Here is a 15,189-nt window from a genome sequence, read left to right as displayed (position 1 = left end):
TTTGTTTTGGCATTTGAATTCCAAATTTTTTTAACTACTACAACGCCGGTTTTATTTTTTCGCGCTTTTTTGTTCTTGTAGTTGTTTTTGTTTTGTTTTGTTTTTTCTTAGTGATTTATTACTTGGTAGGTGCTTATAAGGGGCATGGAAGGGGCTTGGAAGGGGCTTCATAGGAGCTAAAAAAAAGAGCTGTTCCAATTTTTCATGTTGGATAGCTCCTTTACCATTCTTTCTATTTTTGACTTGCATCTAACATCTTCACTAAAAAGGCAGCTGCTTCACCACGATTTGCTGTCCCTTTAGGATTAAACTCATTATTTCCAACACCAGTAACTACTTTTAAGCTATATAATCGTTGAACAGGCTGTTTATATGTGATCAAATGTTTATCCCTAAATGGCAATGCAACTAATTCACCTGTAACACCGTTATACTGTAATGCGTTGTCAATCATGATCGATGCTTCTTCACGTGTGATAGATGCATTAGGATCAAAAATCCCGCCGCCACGACCGTTAATAATTCCCGCACTTGCACTACGTTTAATACCGCTATGAAGTGATGGATGCGCTTTGTTAATATCTACAAATGACTTATTTCCTTCCGGTAGCTTGAGAGCATTTGAGATTAATGTTGCAAACTCAGCTCTCGTAACATTACGATAAGGCGCAAATACACCATTTCCTTCACCGTTCATAATTCCTAGGCTGTTCAGCTTACGAATGTTCCCTTCAAACCATCCACCTGTAATATCATCTTTTGGTTTTTGTACTTCTTTATGTGGCACATTATAGTTTATCTTAATCCAACTTGGGTTATAGAAAATCCACTCATCGTTACCTACTTTATACCAACCATTTTTAACTGCTAACACTTTGTAACGATCTCCGTTTGAAGCTTTACGAACGATATGATGCTCAAGTCCCGAACCACTACGTACGTTTATACCATCACCATTCACTACAAGCTCCATATTAGGTTCAGCTGGATTATATTCATTTGAATCAAATAGCTCATTTCTTTCTTGTAAAGGCGAATCAATTTGTGCGTTAACATTTGCATACCATTGAATACCTTGTACGAAGCCAGTCCAATTCCCACGAGAAATTAAAATATCAGGACAGTTTTTCCCGCTCCATTGTTGATGCCTATAAATGTGGTCCGCACTAATACCTTCTTTGTTCATTAAATAACCTGCAAGTCGTTTTGCATTCTCTAGCGCTTTATTGTAATCTCCATCTTGGTTAACCGCAATCTCGATACCGATTGATTCTCTATTTCCGGAACCATCGCCATCACCTGCATGCCAACCGTTTTCGTTTGTTGGTAAGTGTTGATAAATTTGTTTATCATCTACAGTAAAATGCCAAGAAGCTGTTCGGAACGTACCTTCCGTTGCTTGTTTATACAAATATTTCGCATGATTTTCAGCATTTGCACCACGAGCTGTGTTTGCAGTCTCATGAATTGTAATGTACCGTGCTTTCATCGGATTTGCAGGGCGAATATCAGGATTTCCAGCTGGAACAATCCACTCTACAAACGGGACACCTGCAAGTGTTCCATATTTCTTTGTAGTCACCGATGCACTATACTGAATAGCTTTTGGCTTTTCAACTGGCTTCATTTCACGAGTAGAGCCATCATTTCGTCCGTCTACATGTTCAAATGCCTTTTCAATGTTTGAAATAGCTTCATCTTCTGCTACTTGACCTTTTTTCGCTTCTTTCATTTTATGTAACTCTTCTGTTTCATCATGTTTATGTTTATATTCTTCTAGAAGAATTTCCTCGTTCTCTGATACTTCTGCTTCATTAATTTGCATGTGATCTGGAGTTTCTAGATTGAAATTAGAATAACGTAATACGTTCGTTCTACGCTCTCCTTGTGCAATACTAAGCTGGTCAGTATGAGATTTATTTATCTCTTCTGCTGATATTGATAAAGGTGCACTCCCTAAAATTACTAGACTTGTTGATAGTGCGATTACTCGTTTTTTCATATTCATTGCTGTAATCGATACCTACACTGTTCGTGTAAATATCTCAACCTCCCTTTATTTTCTCATTCGTGAAAGACTATGAATCTACTATGTATAAAAATATGGTTATTCCGCCTTTTCATTTTATCCCCAGCAGGCGAATGATAGTTTCTAGAAAATCCCTTAACAGACATTATTTTATAACCAATTGCAATCGCCGTCAAAAGCACTTCTTCCCTTACACACCACTACTTCTCAAAAATAGATTCGGATACCTTTTACTGATTTTCTTCAACAAGAAGGATCTTTATAATTTTTCATAACTATCAAGTATCTATTAAATAAATCCTGTTTCTTTGTACTTGTTCTCTTTAAAAATATTAACATTTTTACATTCTTACGATTTTATAGACGAAGAAACTCTCTACCACGTAAAAGATACTTGGGAAAACTATTTCAAATTAAAAGAAGTTATTGATAATAGCTATAATTTTTGGAAAGGCAACTTACAAAAAAGATAATTAATAAAGTCGATTTCTTATCTCCATAAGGAATCGACTTTATTAATAGTAAATTTAAATATTTTTTCATTTTAGCTTCTATTACAAATTCCCTTTAACGTTTTCGACAATCTCGTTTATCGTATTTCGATCAAACTTATCACTAATTTCGTATGGCTCACGATCTCCTACTAATTGTACGCCTACGATATCATTACGGTCCTTACCATATTGTACTTCAATAATCGATCCACGCTCTATTTGTTTCCAAACAAGACCTGCTTCATCCTTGTTATCTAAAACGATACAGTCCTCAATATTTTCATCAATCCCAATTAACTTATTATCATCCATATATCCAACCTCGTATTGTTGACGTTCTTTCGCTTTTCCGCTTACTACTATATCTTTGCTTCCATACGAGTAATCCGTATAGTCCTTTTTCTCTGATTGTATCGCTTTCGGTTCTTTTTCTTCAGTTTTTTCAGTATTTCCACACCCCACAATCATACTAATTGGCATAACTACAGTTAATACTACTCTAGTAAATTTCTTTATCATTTATAACCAACCTCACATGTTTCACTTTACATTTATCCTCTTACCAAATAATAACATAATAATACCGAGAAAGAGCCAAAGATACAGTGAAACTTTAATCAGTAGTTTTTCATCCTAAAAATCTAGACTTTCAAAATCACTATCTGTACTATCGACAAATTATAGAAAGTAGACATCCTGCTCACATAAGATTTAAAATTAGAAAGTATGGAAAACATGATAAAAAATATAGGCTAGTTGTTCGCAATTAAAATGGTTTTTACATGAAGAAAGGAAGTGCACAACTTTGGATTTTAAAACAGTTATGCAAGAGCTTGAGTCCCTAGGCAAAGAAAGAACGAAAAAAATATACATATCTAACGGTGCGCACGAGCCAGTTTTCGGCGTAGCTACAGGTGCTATGAAACCAATCGCAAAAAAAATAAAAATAAACCAAGAGTTAGCAGAAGAACTTTATGCCACAGGCAACTACGATGCTATGTATTTTGCAGGCATTATTGCGGACCCGAAAGCTATGAGTGAGTCTGATTTTGATCGATGGATAGACGGAGCGTATTTTTATATGTTGTCTGATTATGTGGTCGCAGTCACTTTATCAGAATCAAATATTGCACAAGATGTTGCTGATAAATGGATTGCAAGTGGGGACGAGCTACAAATGTCTGCAGGCTGGAGTTGCTACTGCTGGCTTTTAGGAAATCGCAAAGACGATGAGTTTTCTGAAAGCAAAATTTCCGATATGCTTGAAATGGTGAAAAAGACAATCCATGATTCGCCAGAACGAACTAAATCCGCTATGAATAATTTTCTAAACACGGTAGCAATTTCATACGTGCCACTACATGAAAAGGCAGTCGAGATTGCAAAAGAAGTTGGTATAGTTGAAGTAAAACGTGATAATAAAAAAAGCAGTTTGCTAAATGCTGCAGAAAGTATTCAGAAAGAACTTGATAGAGGAAGACTTGGTTTCAAGCGTAAATATGTAAGGTGTTAGATGATTAAAAGGGTGTCAATCTAAGTAAGATTGACACCCTTTTTTAATGAGAAAAATGAATGAATTCCCCCTGCACACCTTATCCTTTAAACATTTCTTCATTCAATTTATAAACCCTATCTCTTTTCTCATCACTTTTGACAAAAATAAGCTTTCCTTCTTTAACAAATCCTTCTAATAGTAAGCATACTTCTCCATATGCTTTCGGCTTATTCGTTGTGAATCTTTCATCTGATATTTTTCCAGCTCGTATTAATTGTTCACACAGCTCAAGTGCACTTATTTCTTCAGAATCCATTAATTCCAATATATCTCTTTGCAATGGTGATAAAGGTACTGGTATTTCAGCTACCTCCACCTTTTCTTTCACGTTTTCTTCTTCAAATAAATCTTCAAATGAAATTTGATTCATTACTTCTTTTCCTTTCTAACGATTGATTTGTATAAAGCGTAGTTATTGTTATGTAGTACGTACCTTAATACATACATGTCAAACTCATGTACATCGTTTCATATAGTATATTTCGATTATACCAAATATACGTTCTGTTTTCTATCGTAGAATGGAAAACAGAACATTTTAACTGTATGTATCATCATTAAATAACGCTGAATATCAATTATCCACATTTTTGGTTATATTATCAAAATTCCATCCACATTACGGAAATAAATGACAAATAATTATAACTTACATGTTACAATTACGATGCATGCATTTAGTTGTATTAAATGCATGCATCGTAATGAGTATATTTAATAAAGTTAAATGAAACTGGGGAGGCTTGCGCAAATGGGCAAGAAAACAAGCAAAGCTAAAAAATTTTTCGGATTCGTAATCACCGCAGCACTAGCAACTACAACGGTGGTAGGCACAGCTAATGCACAAACAACTACGAATAGCTATAAGATAGCTGCCAATGAGAACATTGTATTTACAGATGTACCGAAAGACCACTGGTCAAAAGATGCTATTGATTACTTAGCGGCAGCAGGGATTTATAAGGGATATGGAAATGGCAAATTTGGTTTTGGGGACAACATCACTAGAGGACAGGTAGCTTCTTTAGTCAATCGACATTTAGGTTTAAAAGTAGACGATAAACAAGGAAATATGTTTAGTGATATTGCAAATCATATGTTTGAAAAAGATATTAAAGCCATTGCGCAAGCTGGAATTATGACAGGTGATGGAACAGGTACATTCCGTCCAGATGATGTATTAACTCGATATGAGATGGCAGTAATATTACAAAAAGCATTTCATTTAGAATCAAAAGAACAAGGGAAATTTAAAGACGTACCAAAAGGTCATTGGGCTTATGAAGCTGTAAATACACTGCGTAGTAACCGTATAGCACAAGGTGACGAAGCAGGTAATTTTAACGGAAATACATTTGTGAAGCGTGAGCAGTATGCACAATTTTTCTATAATGCAATAGCAAAAAACAGAGATTATAATTTCAACATCAATTCAAAAGAAGAACTGAAACAAATGTTAACAACAGCTTTAGAGAATGGGACGTTTGGTCCATTTACATTAAATTCATTGGGTAAAGATCTATCTGATGTAAAAAAAGAATATGGAGTGCCTGATGTTTTGAAAAAAGCACCATGTACAGAATGTGATGCACCTAATATAGCGGTATACGGCGATTATAATATTGATATGTACCCTTGGGACGCTAGATATATATGGGTGAAAATGGATATTTCTATCGATGAATTAAAAGAGTGGTTTGGTGAGCCCGATTTAATCGGAGAGGATATGACTAGCGAAGGCTTTATATATAATCGAGGAAGCTATTCTCTTTATTTCAGCTTCTCTGATGGTTATATTCAACGCGCTGAAATATCTAAACGTGAAGATCGTTAATAAGTTACAAACAATAAAAAAATCCTTCAAGAACATGTCTTTTCTTGAGGGATTTTTTTGTCTCTATCTATTTAACATAATACAAAGCTATAAAACTCCTACTGATTAAAGTTTCACTTTATTCTTCTTGGTGCTCCGCTTCCCATTCACTTAAATACGTTGCATATTCTAATTCATCTGGATTATCATGTAACATAGAAATAAACTCTAATTTATTTCCATCACAATCTAGAAAATATACGCTTGCAGCTGGCATCCACCTTTGGACAATTGGCTCTTCATTTCCTTTCCCCTGACTCCCTACTACCTCTATTCCACGATTTTCTAACCATAATTTAGAAATCTTTAAAAACGCTACATCTACACGAAAGGCGAAGTGTTTCGTCTCAAAATCTTCATTACTATGTACTTCCCATAATCCAAGCATTTGTTCTTTATTTTCTCCTACCCATAAGAAAGCACCCCGCCTTTTCGATAGTTTTTTTGCTAATGTTAAACCTAACTTATTTTGATAGAAATCTATCGCCTTTTCTAAATTTCTTACATGTAAATGCGTTTCATATATGCTTTGTATCATTATGATTCCTCTCCCCTACATTCCAATTTTTTGAAAACATTTTGTTTTTATCATACAAATAAATACATTTGAAATCATCCTACTTTTGTATAATTCCCCCTTACTACAAAGGTATATATCTAGCATTATCATTTATATCCCAACACCAAATTTCAATCAAAAACACATTTACCTTCTAGCAAATACATTCTTAAATTTTTATAATGTAATAAGAGTGACATCTTAACAATAGAGGAGGAACCATTCTGGATAAAACCAAAGTTATGGCTTATTTTAGTATAACGGGTGATATATTCCCTGTTGAAGCAATTACCGACGCCCTAAATATCGAACCTACAAGAACTTATAAAAAAGGTGATATTGTCGCAAGACGTGATAATCCGAATCTTGTATCCACCAAAACCCTATATAGAAAAGAAACTAATTGGGCTTTAAGCACTGGCTATCAAGAATCATACGATATAAATAATCAGTTGTATGTTATTCTAAAATCACTTGAAGAGAAAACAGAACCATTAAAACAGCTTAAGAAAAAATATGATTTAGAATTTCTATTTATGGTAGTCATTCAAATTGAGAATAACGAATCACCCGCAATGTATTTACAAAAAGATATACTTGATTTCACTAGTTCGATTCAAGCAGAAATTCATTTTGATCTAAATATTTATTAAAAACAAAAATGCTATTGATATTGGAATCAATAGCGTTTTTTTATATGACTAGATGTGTGAATTATTTTGTGAGAACAAAACAGATTCATTTTTCATTTCATTCTCAAAAACTGCATAGAGAATTCGCTCATTTTGATTCGCTTCCATTTTTGAACTCCACCTCGTTTGCACACTGAATTTTGAATTAACAAAAATCCAAAGCTAGTGTAACTGCTCTTCCAGGAAGATTTAACGTTACGATTACGCATTTTCTATACAAAAAAATATAACTATTTATAGTATGCTTTATGATATTATTATTTTCTTCCAAATGACAAAATTGATGACGTACGGATTAACCAGCACTCGGCGTATTTACCTATTTCCCTTTGCAAAATTTTAGCTTCTTATAGTTTTAGCTCTATAATCCATACCCGAACAACTAACTTCATCCTCTCTAGAAAATATCCATTCATTCTATTCAATTCCTAATCTACCTATTCCTTCATTACTCAGTAACAAAACAAGCCACCCAATTCATTTGAATTGGGTGGCTCTATACTATAAAGAGAATTTGCTATTTGTATTACTTCAATTTCCCTTCAAAAACAATCTTCCTACCGCACGGTTCCACTACTGTTTTGCCGTCTTTCTTCACTTCATGAAAGATTGGCTCTTCCATGCGGCGAGACGGTGCGTAACCTTCTTGTTCCATACGTGCTAAGCAGTCTGTAATTGTTTCATTTTCGAGTACTTCAAATTTCTTTTTATTAGGTTGTTTTGTCATGCCCTAACCTACTTTCTATTTTTCTTGATGCGAATTGATTCTTCATGTAGATCATATATAACATTGCGAGAATTCCTATTATAATCATAACCGCAATAAAAAAGCTTGTATACTGTATTTTTTCTATAAATACGCCTCCTAATACAGGTCCCAGTATACTTCCTAAACTAAAGGCGATTCCAGATAATATATTACCTGCTGGCAATAAGTGTCTCGGTAATAAATCTGTCATAAATCCAAGTCCTAACGAAAAGCACGATCCAATGACCATACCCGCTAACAACATGCAGGCAAAGACGATCCAGTAATATTGATCAAATACGGCTGCAAGTAAGAAAATACCCGTACTTATGCTGAACGTCCACGTTAAAATACGGTCCCTTCCGTATTTGTCACTTAATATACCGAGCGGAATTTGTGTAATAATGCCCCCAACTGCAAATGCTGGTAATAAGAAGGATACTTCTGAAACGGACCATCCTTTTCGAAGCGCGTATACTGGTAAATTACTGTTTAACATTGCTTCCAGTACACCATATGCAAGTGGTCCCAGCAGTGCAATCCATCCTAATCCAACAACTTGTTTATAACGAGAAAATGATGATTCACTCTTCACTTCTCTTTCATCTTGCGCCGGGAATGCATTTTTTGTTGGTAATAATAACAGCCAACCTATTAAACAAAGTATAGTAGATATAATAAATGGCGTTGCAAGACCGTACTGCACAGTGCTTGCTAAATACGGACCGACGGCAAAACCAATTCCGAAGAACACACCATATATCGATACTTGTCTACCTATTTTACTCGGATCCGATGTTGTCGTAATCCATGTTTGTGTTCCGACATGAAGCATATGATCTCCGACTCCAACTAGAAATCTAAGGATAAACCATACCCAAAACGAAAATGTTTGTGTAAAAAAGAATAATGAAATAATAACGAGAAACCCACCAATCACAATAATTGGCTTCATTCCAAATTTTTGCATCGGTTTTTCAAGAAACGGCGAGATCACTAATATCCCAATATATAGTGCCGTCGCATGAATACCGTTAATACTTGAACTAACCCCTTCTTGTTCAAAAATCATTGCAATGGCCGGTAAAAGCATACCTTGTGATAAGCCCGAGATTGCTACAATCCCAACCATAATCCAAAAAGTAAAACGCATTGACATTCCCTTTCCCTCTCCTTCTCACGCTTTCCACTTTTCATTATAAACTGTTTCTGCAAATGCGTGTACGAATATTCGCAATAAAAAAGAAGCTAAAAGAATGAATCTTTTAGCTTCTTATCCTTCCCAAACTTGTGCTTTCACATTGTTATGGAATTGCTTGAAATACGGATTTTTATAAAATGCAGTTCCATATACGTGTTGCTGTGCGCTAACGATTGGTTGTTGCGGATATTGCACTTGTAACGGAACTACAGCTGGTGAAATCTGCATATACAGCGGAGCTATCATCAATTTTGTATATACATGATGATTATATGGTGAATGCGCAATTAAGAGCGGATGATGCATAGATAATCTCCCCTTTTACATACAATGTTATAGCATATGCAATACCTTTCATTTCGGGGATTATTTCTGTTCTAACCAATCCTCTACATGCTTTATAAATACGTCTAAACAATCAATAAACGGTGAATGACCGCAATCTTCTAATAATTGCAATTCAGCATTCGGCAAATGTTTTGCTAACTCCTCACCCACTACTTGCGGTACGACATAATCTCTGTCACCTTGTATGACAAGCGTCGGAGCTTTAATACGATGAATTTGCTTATTTCCCTCTACAACCCCGTTATGTTCATCCGAAATATTAAATGTAATGAGCGCATAATTCACATCTACAAAATTACGTTGCGTTAACATATCGTCTAAATACTTTTCATAACGATCTGGTTCAGGTTGATTATGTGTATATATTAATAGATTCCATACTGTTCGGTAATATAATTTATTCATATTTTTTATCGCATCTAGCACTGGAGCAATTTGTACAGGATCTTGTGCAACCTCTTCCTTCGTCTTTACTAAACTTGATACGATTGGCTGCCCGTTTATATCTTTTTTAAAAATCGGATATCCCTTCATGCCCACCGATTCTACTAAAATTAACTTTTCGACAAACGTTGGATGATTCGCTGTAAATTGCATCGCAACACCACCGCCCATTGACCAGCCCATTAATGAAAATTTCTCTAGTTTTAATTGATCAATAAATAGTTTTACATCTTCTGCAAAATCTTGTATTGAATCTATCGCTTTATTATATGTTGATTGACCAAATCCTCTTAAATCAAGAGCGTAAATATGGTATTGATCTTGCAGCTTTTCAATGACTAAATCCCAATGTTGTGACGATGTCATGTTTCCGTGAATGAGTACAAGAATTTCTGCATTTTGCCTTCCAACTTCCTGATACGCAATCGTTTCTCCGTTCGATAGTGAAACAAACTCCATTGTTGCAGGCTTAATCATCACAAGTTCCCCCATTCTTTTTAATAGAAAGAAAATTCTTTACTTAATTAAAGAATAACATGCAGAATGTATGTTCTCAACAAAAAAGCGATACGAAATTTTTACATAAATCAACATGTCTATTACTAGACAATTATAATAAAAAAGTATATAGTTAGCTAGGTAACTAATTTGAAAGGATCAACATACATGGACGAAAAACAACATTTTTTTCACATTGTCAGCCAGACTTCTCGCAAGTTTACGAAAAAATTTAATGAACGCGTATCTCCCACTGGGTTATTTAGTGCGCAATGGGCTGTAATTTTCCGTATTAATCAAACTGGTTCTTGTACGCAAACAGAATTATGTCAGTATTTAAATGTTGAATCACCAACGATGACTCGTACGTTAACACGTATGGAAACGATGGGATGGATTATTCGTACTGAAGGAAAAGATCGCCGTGAGAAGCTCATTTCTTTATCAGAAACAGCGATAAAAATGATTCCGGTATGGCAAGAAGAAGTTGATACTTTCGAAGAAAAGACGCTAGAAGGTATTAACGAAGATGATTTACATCAAGCATTTCAAGTGTTACAACAAATTATTAAAAACTTAGATTAAATTGGAGGGATGACGATGCAAAGTGAAAAACTTTGGACGAAGGATTTCCTCGGAACTTGTTTTAGTAGTCTATTTCTCTTCTTAACATTTTATATGCTTATGACTACTTTACCCGTCTATGTAATAGACGGCCTAAAAGGAAAACCTGAGGAAATTGGTTTAGTTGCAACTGTTTTTCTTATTTCATCTGTTTTATGTAGACCATTTACAGGAAAATGGCTTGATGAATTAGGGAGAAAGAAAATTTTATTTATTTCACTTTCATTATTTTTAGCTGCTACCGTTATGTATTTCGGTGCACAAAGTTTATTTTTATTACTTGCCCTTCGCTTCTTACATGGTATTGGGTTCGGTATGGCAACAACTGCAACTGGTACGATTGTCACAGATGTTGCGCCAGCTCATAGAAGAGGCGAAGCGCTTGCCTATTTCGGCGTATTTATGAGTCTGCCAATGGTAATTGGTCCTTTTTTAGGTTTAACAATTATTTCTCATTTTTCATTCACTGTACTATTTATCGTTTGTTCCGTATTTTCATTGCTTGCATTTTTATTAGGACTACTTGTAAATATTCCGCATGAAGTACCAGTGAGCAAACAAAAACGAGAAAAAATGAAATGGAAAGACTTACTTGAACCTGCTTCTATTCCGATTGCTCTGACAGGATTTGTTTTAGCCTTTTCTTATAGTGGTATTTTATCCTTTATTCCTATTTATGCGAAAGAGCTCGGTTTAGGAGAAGTTGCTAGTTACTTCTTTGTTTTATACGCACTTGTTGTTGTCATTTCTCGTCCATTTACAGGAAAGATTTTTGATCGCTTCGGTGAAAATGTACTTGTTTACCCAGCTATCATTATTTTCACAATTGGTATGTTCATTTTAAGCCAAGCGCAAACTTCATTTTGGTTCCTTGGCGCAGGTATGTTAATCGGTTTAGGTTATGGAACATTAATTCCAAGTTTCCAAACGATTGCGATTTCTGCTGCAGCAAACCATCGCCGTGGTTCTGCGACAGCTACGTACTTCTCATTCTTTGATAGTGGTCTCGGTTTTGGATCATTCATTTTAGGTATCGTCGCAGCGCAATCAAGTTACCATAATATGTATTTCATCGCAGCTATTATCGTTGCGTTCACTTTACTTCTTTATTATGGATTACACGGACGAAAACAAAAATTCAAGAAACAACATACAGACGGAAAAGTTTCCGCTTAACATGAATAAGGAAAGTAAACTTCCCCGTTTACTTTCCTTATTTTGTATTTCTTTCAATTGAAGCGTATACTTATAATAGAAAAAACAAGGAGGGACCGATATGAAACTTAAAAAATCTCCCCTACTCTTACTCATAATCACATTCATATTTGTAATTACAGGGCTCGGTTTTACATACTTCAAACATAATAAAACAATCCCATCGAAAAATAACGTGACGAAAAAAAATTGGCTAGATGATCCGTACTTACGCTGGTCGTACACGCATATGAAAGAATTCACTTTAATTAACGAGGTAAATAATAACCCTAATCAAATTTCCCACTTCCCTACTGCATTGCAAAACTTAGACGATTTTGCTGTGGAGCGTAGATTTGGAAATACAACTCCTCTAAAAAAACTTTTAGACGATAACAAAACGGATGCTTTCGTCGTTGTACATAATGGACAACTTGTATATGAACGTTATTTCAATGGATATAAAGAAAGTGAGCCTCATGGTATGGCATCGTTAGCAAAAGTATTTACCGGGGCAATTATACAATCTCTCGCTGAAGAAAACCGTATTGACTTAGAAAAAACAGCTGACACATATATAAAAGAATTAAAAAATACACCGTTTGGTAAAGCCTCGCTTCAGCAATTATTGGATATGCAAGTTTCTGTAGAATATCCTACTCACGGATATGAACATCCAGCGTTAGAAAATCAAGATGCACAATTATACTTAGCGAGCAATATTTTACCTCGAGATAAAAATTACGACGGCCCGATGAAAATTTATGATATGTTACGAGAAGCAGAAGAAACTGCACCGCCTGGTTCCGATTTTTCTTACGATAACGGATCAGCAGAAACACTCGCTTGGGTGATTCGAACGATCACAGGTAAATCATTAGCTAAAAATGTTAGCGAGCGCATATGGTCTCAAATTGGTATGGAAGAAAACGCGTATTACGTAACAGATGAAACAAAAGTTGAACAAGCTAGTGCTGGTTTAAATGCAACTGCTAGAGATATGGCTAGATTCGGGCAATTACTATTAAACAACGGGGAATATAACGCAAAACAAATTCTCCCTTCTTCTATTACTGAAGATATAAAAAATGTCCAAGAAGGTGAACTTGCAGTTGGCCCTGGCGCTTCCATTTCTTATCATAATCAATGGTGGATTCCGCACAATGAACAAGGTGCTTTCGAAGTGTTAGGTAGTTACGGACAAACACTTTACATCGATCCGAAAGCGAATATGGTAATTGTCCACTTCTCTTCTAACGCTACGCCAAGTAATGAAATCCATTCCGTTTACTCCAATATGTATATTGATATTGCACATCATTTAGAGAAGCTTCCACAGTAGTGGAAGCTTTTTCTTATTGCTTTTTTATTTTATTCTAGTAACGTACTAACCTTCATATCGAAAATTATTTTGAATTCTGCTGTATGATTAGCGAAAAAACTAATTTTGAATCTGAAATGCTGTAGCATCTAGAATTCGAATGTGCTTAAAGATCCTGTCTTTCCATGAATTCTTTTCTCATGTTAGTCTCATACGATCCACACTCTCTCCACACACTTTTTAAAAATAAGCATGGGTAAACTAATAAATATAAATTAGGTATCCACCAAGACATATCAAAATCTAAACGGATTGTCCAAAATGCTAGCGCTTGTAATCCTGAACAAAAAGTTAAAATTAATGATAAGAACGCAAAGTGACTCCAAATATGTTTTTGTTTAGAATGTAAATACAAACTTAGAAATCCCGTTAACGAGATTAACAAATCCAAGGGTAAAAAAGACCAGTTCCATGCTACTAAAATAGGATCTTGGTAATCTTTAAACAAATATTCTTGCGGAATCATATGAAAAATTGTTATGAGCCAATATACAACAAACCCAAAATCAGTAATAAGGAAAAAATACTTTAATCGATTCAATGTATACGTTCCTCCACCATTTCTTTTTTCTTCGCTTCATGTGCCGTACTATTAAAATTTAATATTACGACTCCAACTAAAATAAAAAGAATTGCTAGTATCTTAATTATATTGATACTTTCTCCAAAATAAATAAAACCAATTGTTGTAATCGTTACAATTCCCATACCTGACCATACCGCATATGCTACGGACATTTCCATCCCCTTTAATGCAAATGACAGAAATGCAAAACTTACTACATAAAATACAAAAATAAGAATGCTTGGTACAAGTTTCGTTAATCCATCAGATAGTTTCATTGCAGTTGTACCTGCTACCTCAAATAAAATTGCGAAGCATAAATAAATCCACTGCATTATTCTCCCACCTTCTATTTCGGATTAGAAATTCCGTATAGTAACATATCCATAATCGATTCAAGCATACTTCCCAATGTATAATCACTCTTTTCAATAAACATAGGATCATATATGCGATTCAGTGCCCCCAAGTAGACTTCAATAAAAAACGGAATTTGAATTTTTCTTATGCTTCCTTCTCTCATTCCCTCTTCTATTAAACTAATTACAGTAGACCACCCTTCACGTAAAAACTGATCTAATTTTAACCATTGGTAATAATGATGTTTTTTTAGTTCTACTAATAAACGTGCATCCATGAATGTAAATTGTTGTGGAATGCAAATTAAGATGAGTCTTATTTTTTCAACTATTTGTAACATATCATCTTCAGCGATATTTTTTTCCTTTTCTTGAATACTTTCTATTACATTACGAATAACTTCATCCACTATTTCATCTTTTGAAGAAAAGTGCTCATAGATTGTCCTCTTACTGACAGCTAATTGTTTTGCTAAATCATTAATTGTAAATGTAAACCCCTTCGTTTGAATTTGATGAATTGTTTCTGTTACTATTCTTTGCTTCATAATCCGCCCCCTGAACCTTTGGTACCAATTTGGTTTTTTTAGTACCATTTCATTTTACAATATTTAACACAATCTAT

18 protein-coding genes are annotated in these 15,189 nt (G+C 34.7%); 6 read left to right on the top strand and 12 right to left on the bottom strand.

Going from position 1 to position 15,189, the window contains the following annotated elements; genetic code table 11:
- Positions 1-51: 51 nt before the first annotated feature.
- The 3 genes from ACTFRS_RS02075 to ACTFRS_RS02065 form a co-directional block, all read right to left on the bottom strand.
- The gene (locus ACTFRS_RS02075) at positions 52-249 is read right to left on the bottom strand and encodes a hypothetical protein (protein ID WP_242293961.1); all 198 of its coding nucleotides are present in this window, start codon (positions 247-249) and stop codon (positions 52-54) included.
- Complete coding sequence (locus tag ACTFRS_RS02070) at positions 233-2,008, bottom strand: S-layer homology domain-containing protein (RefSeq protein WP_242293960.1); 1,776 nt, start codon at positions 2,006-2,008, stop codon at positions 233-235. Before ACTFRS_RS02070 ends, ACTFRS_RS02075 begins: the two co-directional genes overlap by 17 nt.
- 575 nt (positions 2,009-2,583) lie before the next feature.
- The gene (locus tag ACTFRS_RS02065) at positions 2,584-3,042 is read right to left on the bottom strand and encodes a hypothetical protein (RefSeq protein WP_242293959.1); all 459 of its coding nucleotides are present in this window, start codon (positions 3,040-3,042) and stop codon (positions 2,584-2,586) included.
- Positions 3,043-3,328: 286 nt separating this feature from the next.
- Here ACTFRS_RS02065 and ACTFRS_RS02060 point away from each other — a divergent pair, with 286 nt between their 5' ends.
- Complete coding sequence (locus ACTFRS_RS02060) at positions 3,329-4,036, top strand: DNA alkylation repair protein (RefSeq protein ID WP_242293958.1); 708 nt, start codon at positions 3,329-3,331, stop codon at positions 4,034-4,036.
- Positions 4,037-4,115: 79 nt separating this feature from the next.
- Here ACTFRS_RS02060 and ACTFRS_RS02055 read toward each other — a convergent pair whose 3' ends face one another.
- Complete coding sequence (locus ACTFRS_RS02055) at positions 4,116-4,448, bottom strand: DUF3895 domain-containing protein (RefSeq protein ID WP_048555417.1); 333 nt, start codon at positions 4,446-4,448, stop codon at positions 4,116-4,118.
- Between the two features lie 381 nt (positions 4,449-4,829).
- Here ACTFRS_RS02055 and ACTFRS_RS02050 point away from each other — a divergent pair, with 381 nt between their 5' ends.
- The gene (locus tag ACTFRS_RS02050) at positions 4,830-5,912 is read left to right on the top strand and encodes an S-layer homology domain-containing protein (protein WP_242293957.1); all 1,083 of its coding nucleotides are present in this window, start codon (positions 4,830-4,832) and stop codon (positions 5,910-5,912) included.
- A gap of 118 nt (positions 5,913-6,030) precedes the next feature.
- Here the strand turns inward: ACTFRS_RS02050 and ACTFRS_RS02045 are convergent, their stop codons facing one another.
- Complete coding sequence (locus ACTFRS_RS02045; protein ID WP_242293956.1) at positions 6,031-6,489, bottom strand: VOC family protein; 459 nt, start codon at positions 6,487-6,489, stop codon at positions 6,031-6,033.
- A 263-nt stretch (positions 6,490-6,752) separates the two neighbouring features.
- Between ACTFRS_RS02045 and ACTFRS_RS02040 the strand changes: the two genes are divergently transcribed.
- Complete coding sequence (locus tag ACTFRS_RS02040; protein WP_242293955.1) at positions 6,753-7,163, top strand: DUF4279 domain-containing protein; 411 nt, start codon at positions 6,753-6,755, stop codon at positions 7,161-7,163.
- A gap of 565 nt (positions 7,164-7,728) precedes the next feature.
- Here the strand turns inward: ACTFRS_RS02040 and ACTFRS_RS02035 are convergent.
- The 4 genes from ACTFRS_RS02035 to phaZ all read right to left on the bottom strand — a co-directional run bounded on the left by ACTFRS_RS02035 (position 7,729) and on the right by phaZ (position 10,435).
- Positions 7,729-7,929 (bottom strand): NETI motif-containing protein, encoded by a 201-nt coding sequence (locus ACTFRS_RS02035; RefSeq protein WP_000166303.1) that lies wholly within the window; start codon positions 7,927-7,929, stop codon positions 7,729-7,731.
- Positions 7,913-9,109: an MFS transporter gene (locus ACTFRS_RS02030; protein WP_139866123.1), complete on the bottom strand. Its 1,197-nt coding sequence runs from the start codon at positions 9,107-9,109 to the stop codon at positions 7,913-7,915. Before ACTFRS_RS02030 ends, ACTFRS_RS02035 begins: the two co-directional genes overlap by 17 nt.
- Positions 9,110-9,223: 114 nt before the next feature.
- Positions 9,224-9,457, bottom strand: coding sequence for a hypothetical protein (locus ACTFRS_RS02025; protein ID WP_139866124.1), 234 nt, complete (start codon positions 9,455-9,457; stop codon positions 9,224-9,226).
- 60 nt (positions 9,458-9,517) lie between these two features.
- Positions 9,518-10,435 carry an intracellular short-chain-length polyhydroxyalkanoate depolymerase gene (phaZ, locus tag ACTFRS_RS02020; RefSeq protein WP_139866125.1) on the bottom strand — a complete coding sequence of 306 codons (918 nt, stop codon included), beginning with the start codon at positions 10,433-10,435 and terminating at the stop codon, positions 9,518-9,520.
- A gap of 174 nt (positions 10,436-10,609) precedes the next feature.
- Here phaZ and ACTFRS_RS02015 point away from each other — a divergent pair, with 174 nt between their 5' ends.
- The 3 genes from ACTFRS_RS02015 (at position 10,610) to ACTFRS_RS02005 (ending at position 13,601) form a co-directional block, all read left to right on the top strand.
- Positions 10,610-11,026: a MarR family winged helix-turn-helix transcriptional regulator gene (locus tag ACTFRS_RS02015; protein WP_000343680.1), complete on the top strand. Its 417-nt coding sequence runs from the start codon at positions 10,610-10,612 to the stop codon at positions 11,024-11,026.
- A gap of 15 nt (positions 11,027-11,041) precedes the next feature.
- Entirely contained in the window at positions 11,042-12,241 is a 1,200-nt protein-coding gene (locus tag ACTFRS_RS02010) for an MFS transporter (protein ID WP_087954899.1), read from the top strand.
- Between the two features lie 100 nt (positions 12,242-12,341).
- On the top strand, positions 12,342-13,601 hold the full coding sequence (locus ACTFRS_RS02005; RefSeq protein WP_139866126.1) for a serine hydrolase domain-containing protein: 1,260 nt from the start codon (positions 12,342-12,344) through the stop codon (positions 13,599-13,601).
- Positions 13,602-13,746: 145 nt separating this feature from the next.
- Here ACTFRS_RS02005 and ACTFRS_RS02000 read toward each other — a convergent pair whose 3' ends face one another.
- Genes ACTFRS_RS02000 through ACTFRS_RS01990 form a run of 3 tightly spaced genes read right to left on the bottom strand, consistent with a single transcriptional unit; the run spans position 13,747 to position 15,112 of the window.
- Positions 13,747-14,181 (bottom strand): YvaD family protein, encoded by a 435-nt coding sequence (locus ACTFRS_RS02000; RefSeq protein WP_139866127.1) that lies wholly within the window; start codon positions 14,179-14,181, stop codon positions 13,747-13,749.
- Complete coding sequence (locus ACTFRS_RS01995) at positions 14,178-14,540, bottom strand: DMT family transporter (RefSeq protein ID WP_001198602.1); 363 nt, start codon at positions 14,538-14,540, stop codon at positions 14,178-14,180. The genes ACTFRS_RS02000 and ACTFRS_RS01995 overlap by 4 nt, the downstream gene beginning before the upstream one ends.
- Positions 14,541-14,554: 14 nt before the next feature.
- Positions 14,555-15,112 carry a TetR/AcrR family transcriptional regulator gene (locus tag ACTFRS_RS01990; protein ID WP_139866128.1) on the bottom strand — a complete coding sequence of 186 codons (558 nt, stop codon included), beginning with the start codon at positions 15,110-15,112 and terminating at the stop codon, positions 14,555-14,557.
- Positions 15,113-15,189: the final 77 nt, after the last annotated feature.

Origin of the sequence: Bacillus cereus group sp. MYBK139-1 (assembly GCF_051916915.1) — a bacterium.
Classification (GTDB): Bacteria; Bacillota; Bacilli; order Bacillales; family Bacillaceae_G; genus Bacillus_A; species Bacillus_A pacificus.
This window is presented reverse-complemented; position numbering and strand designations above follow the sequence as displayed.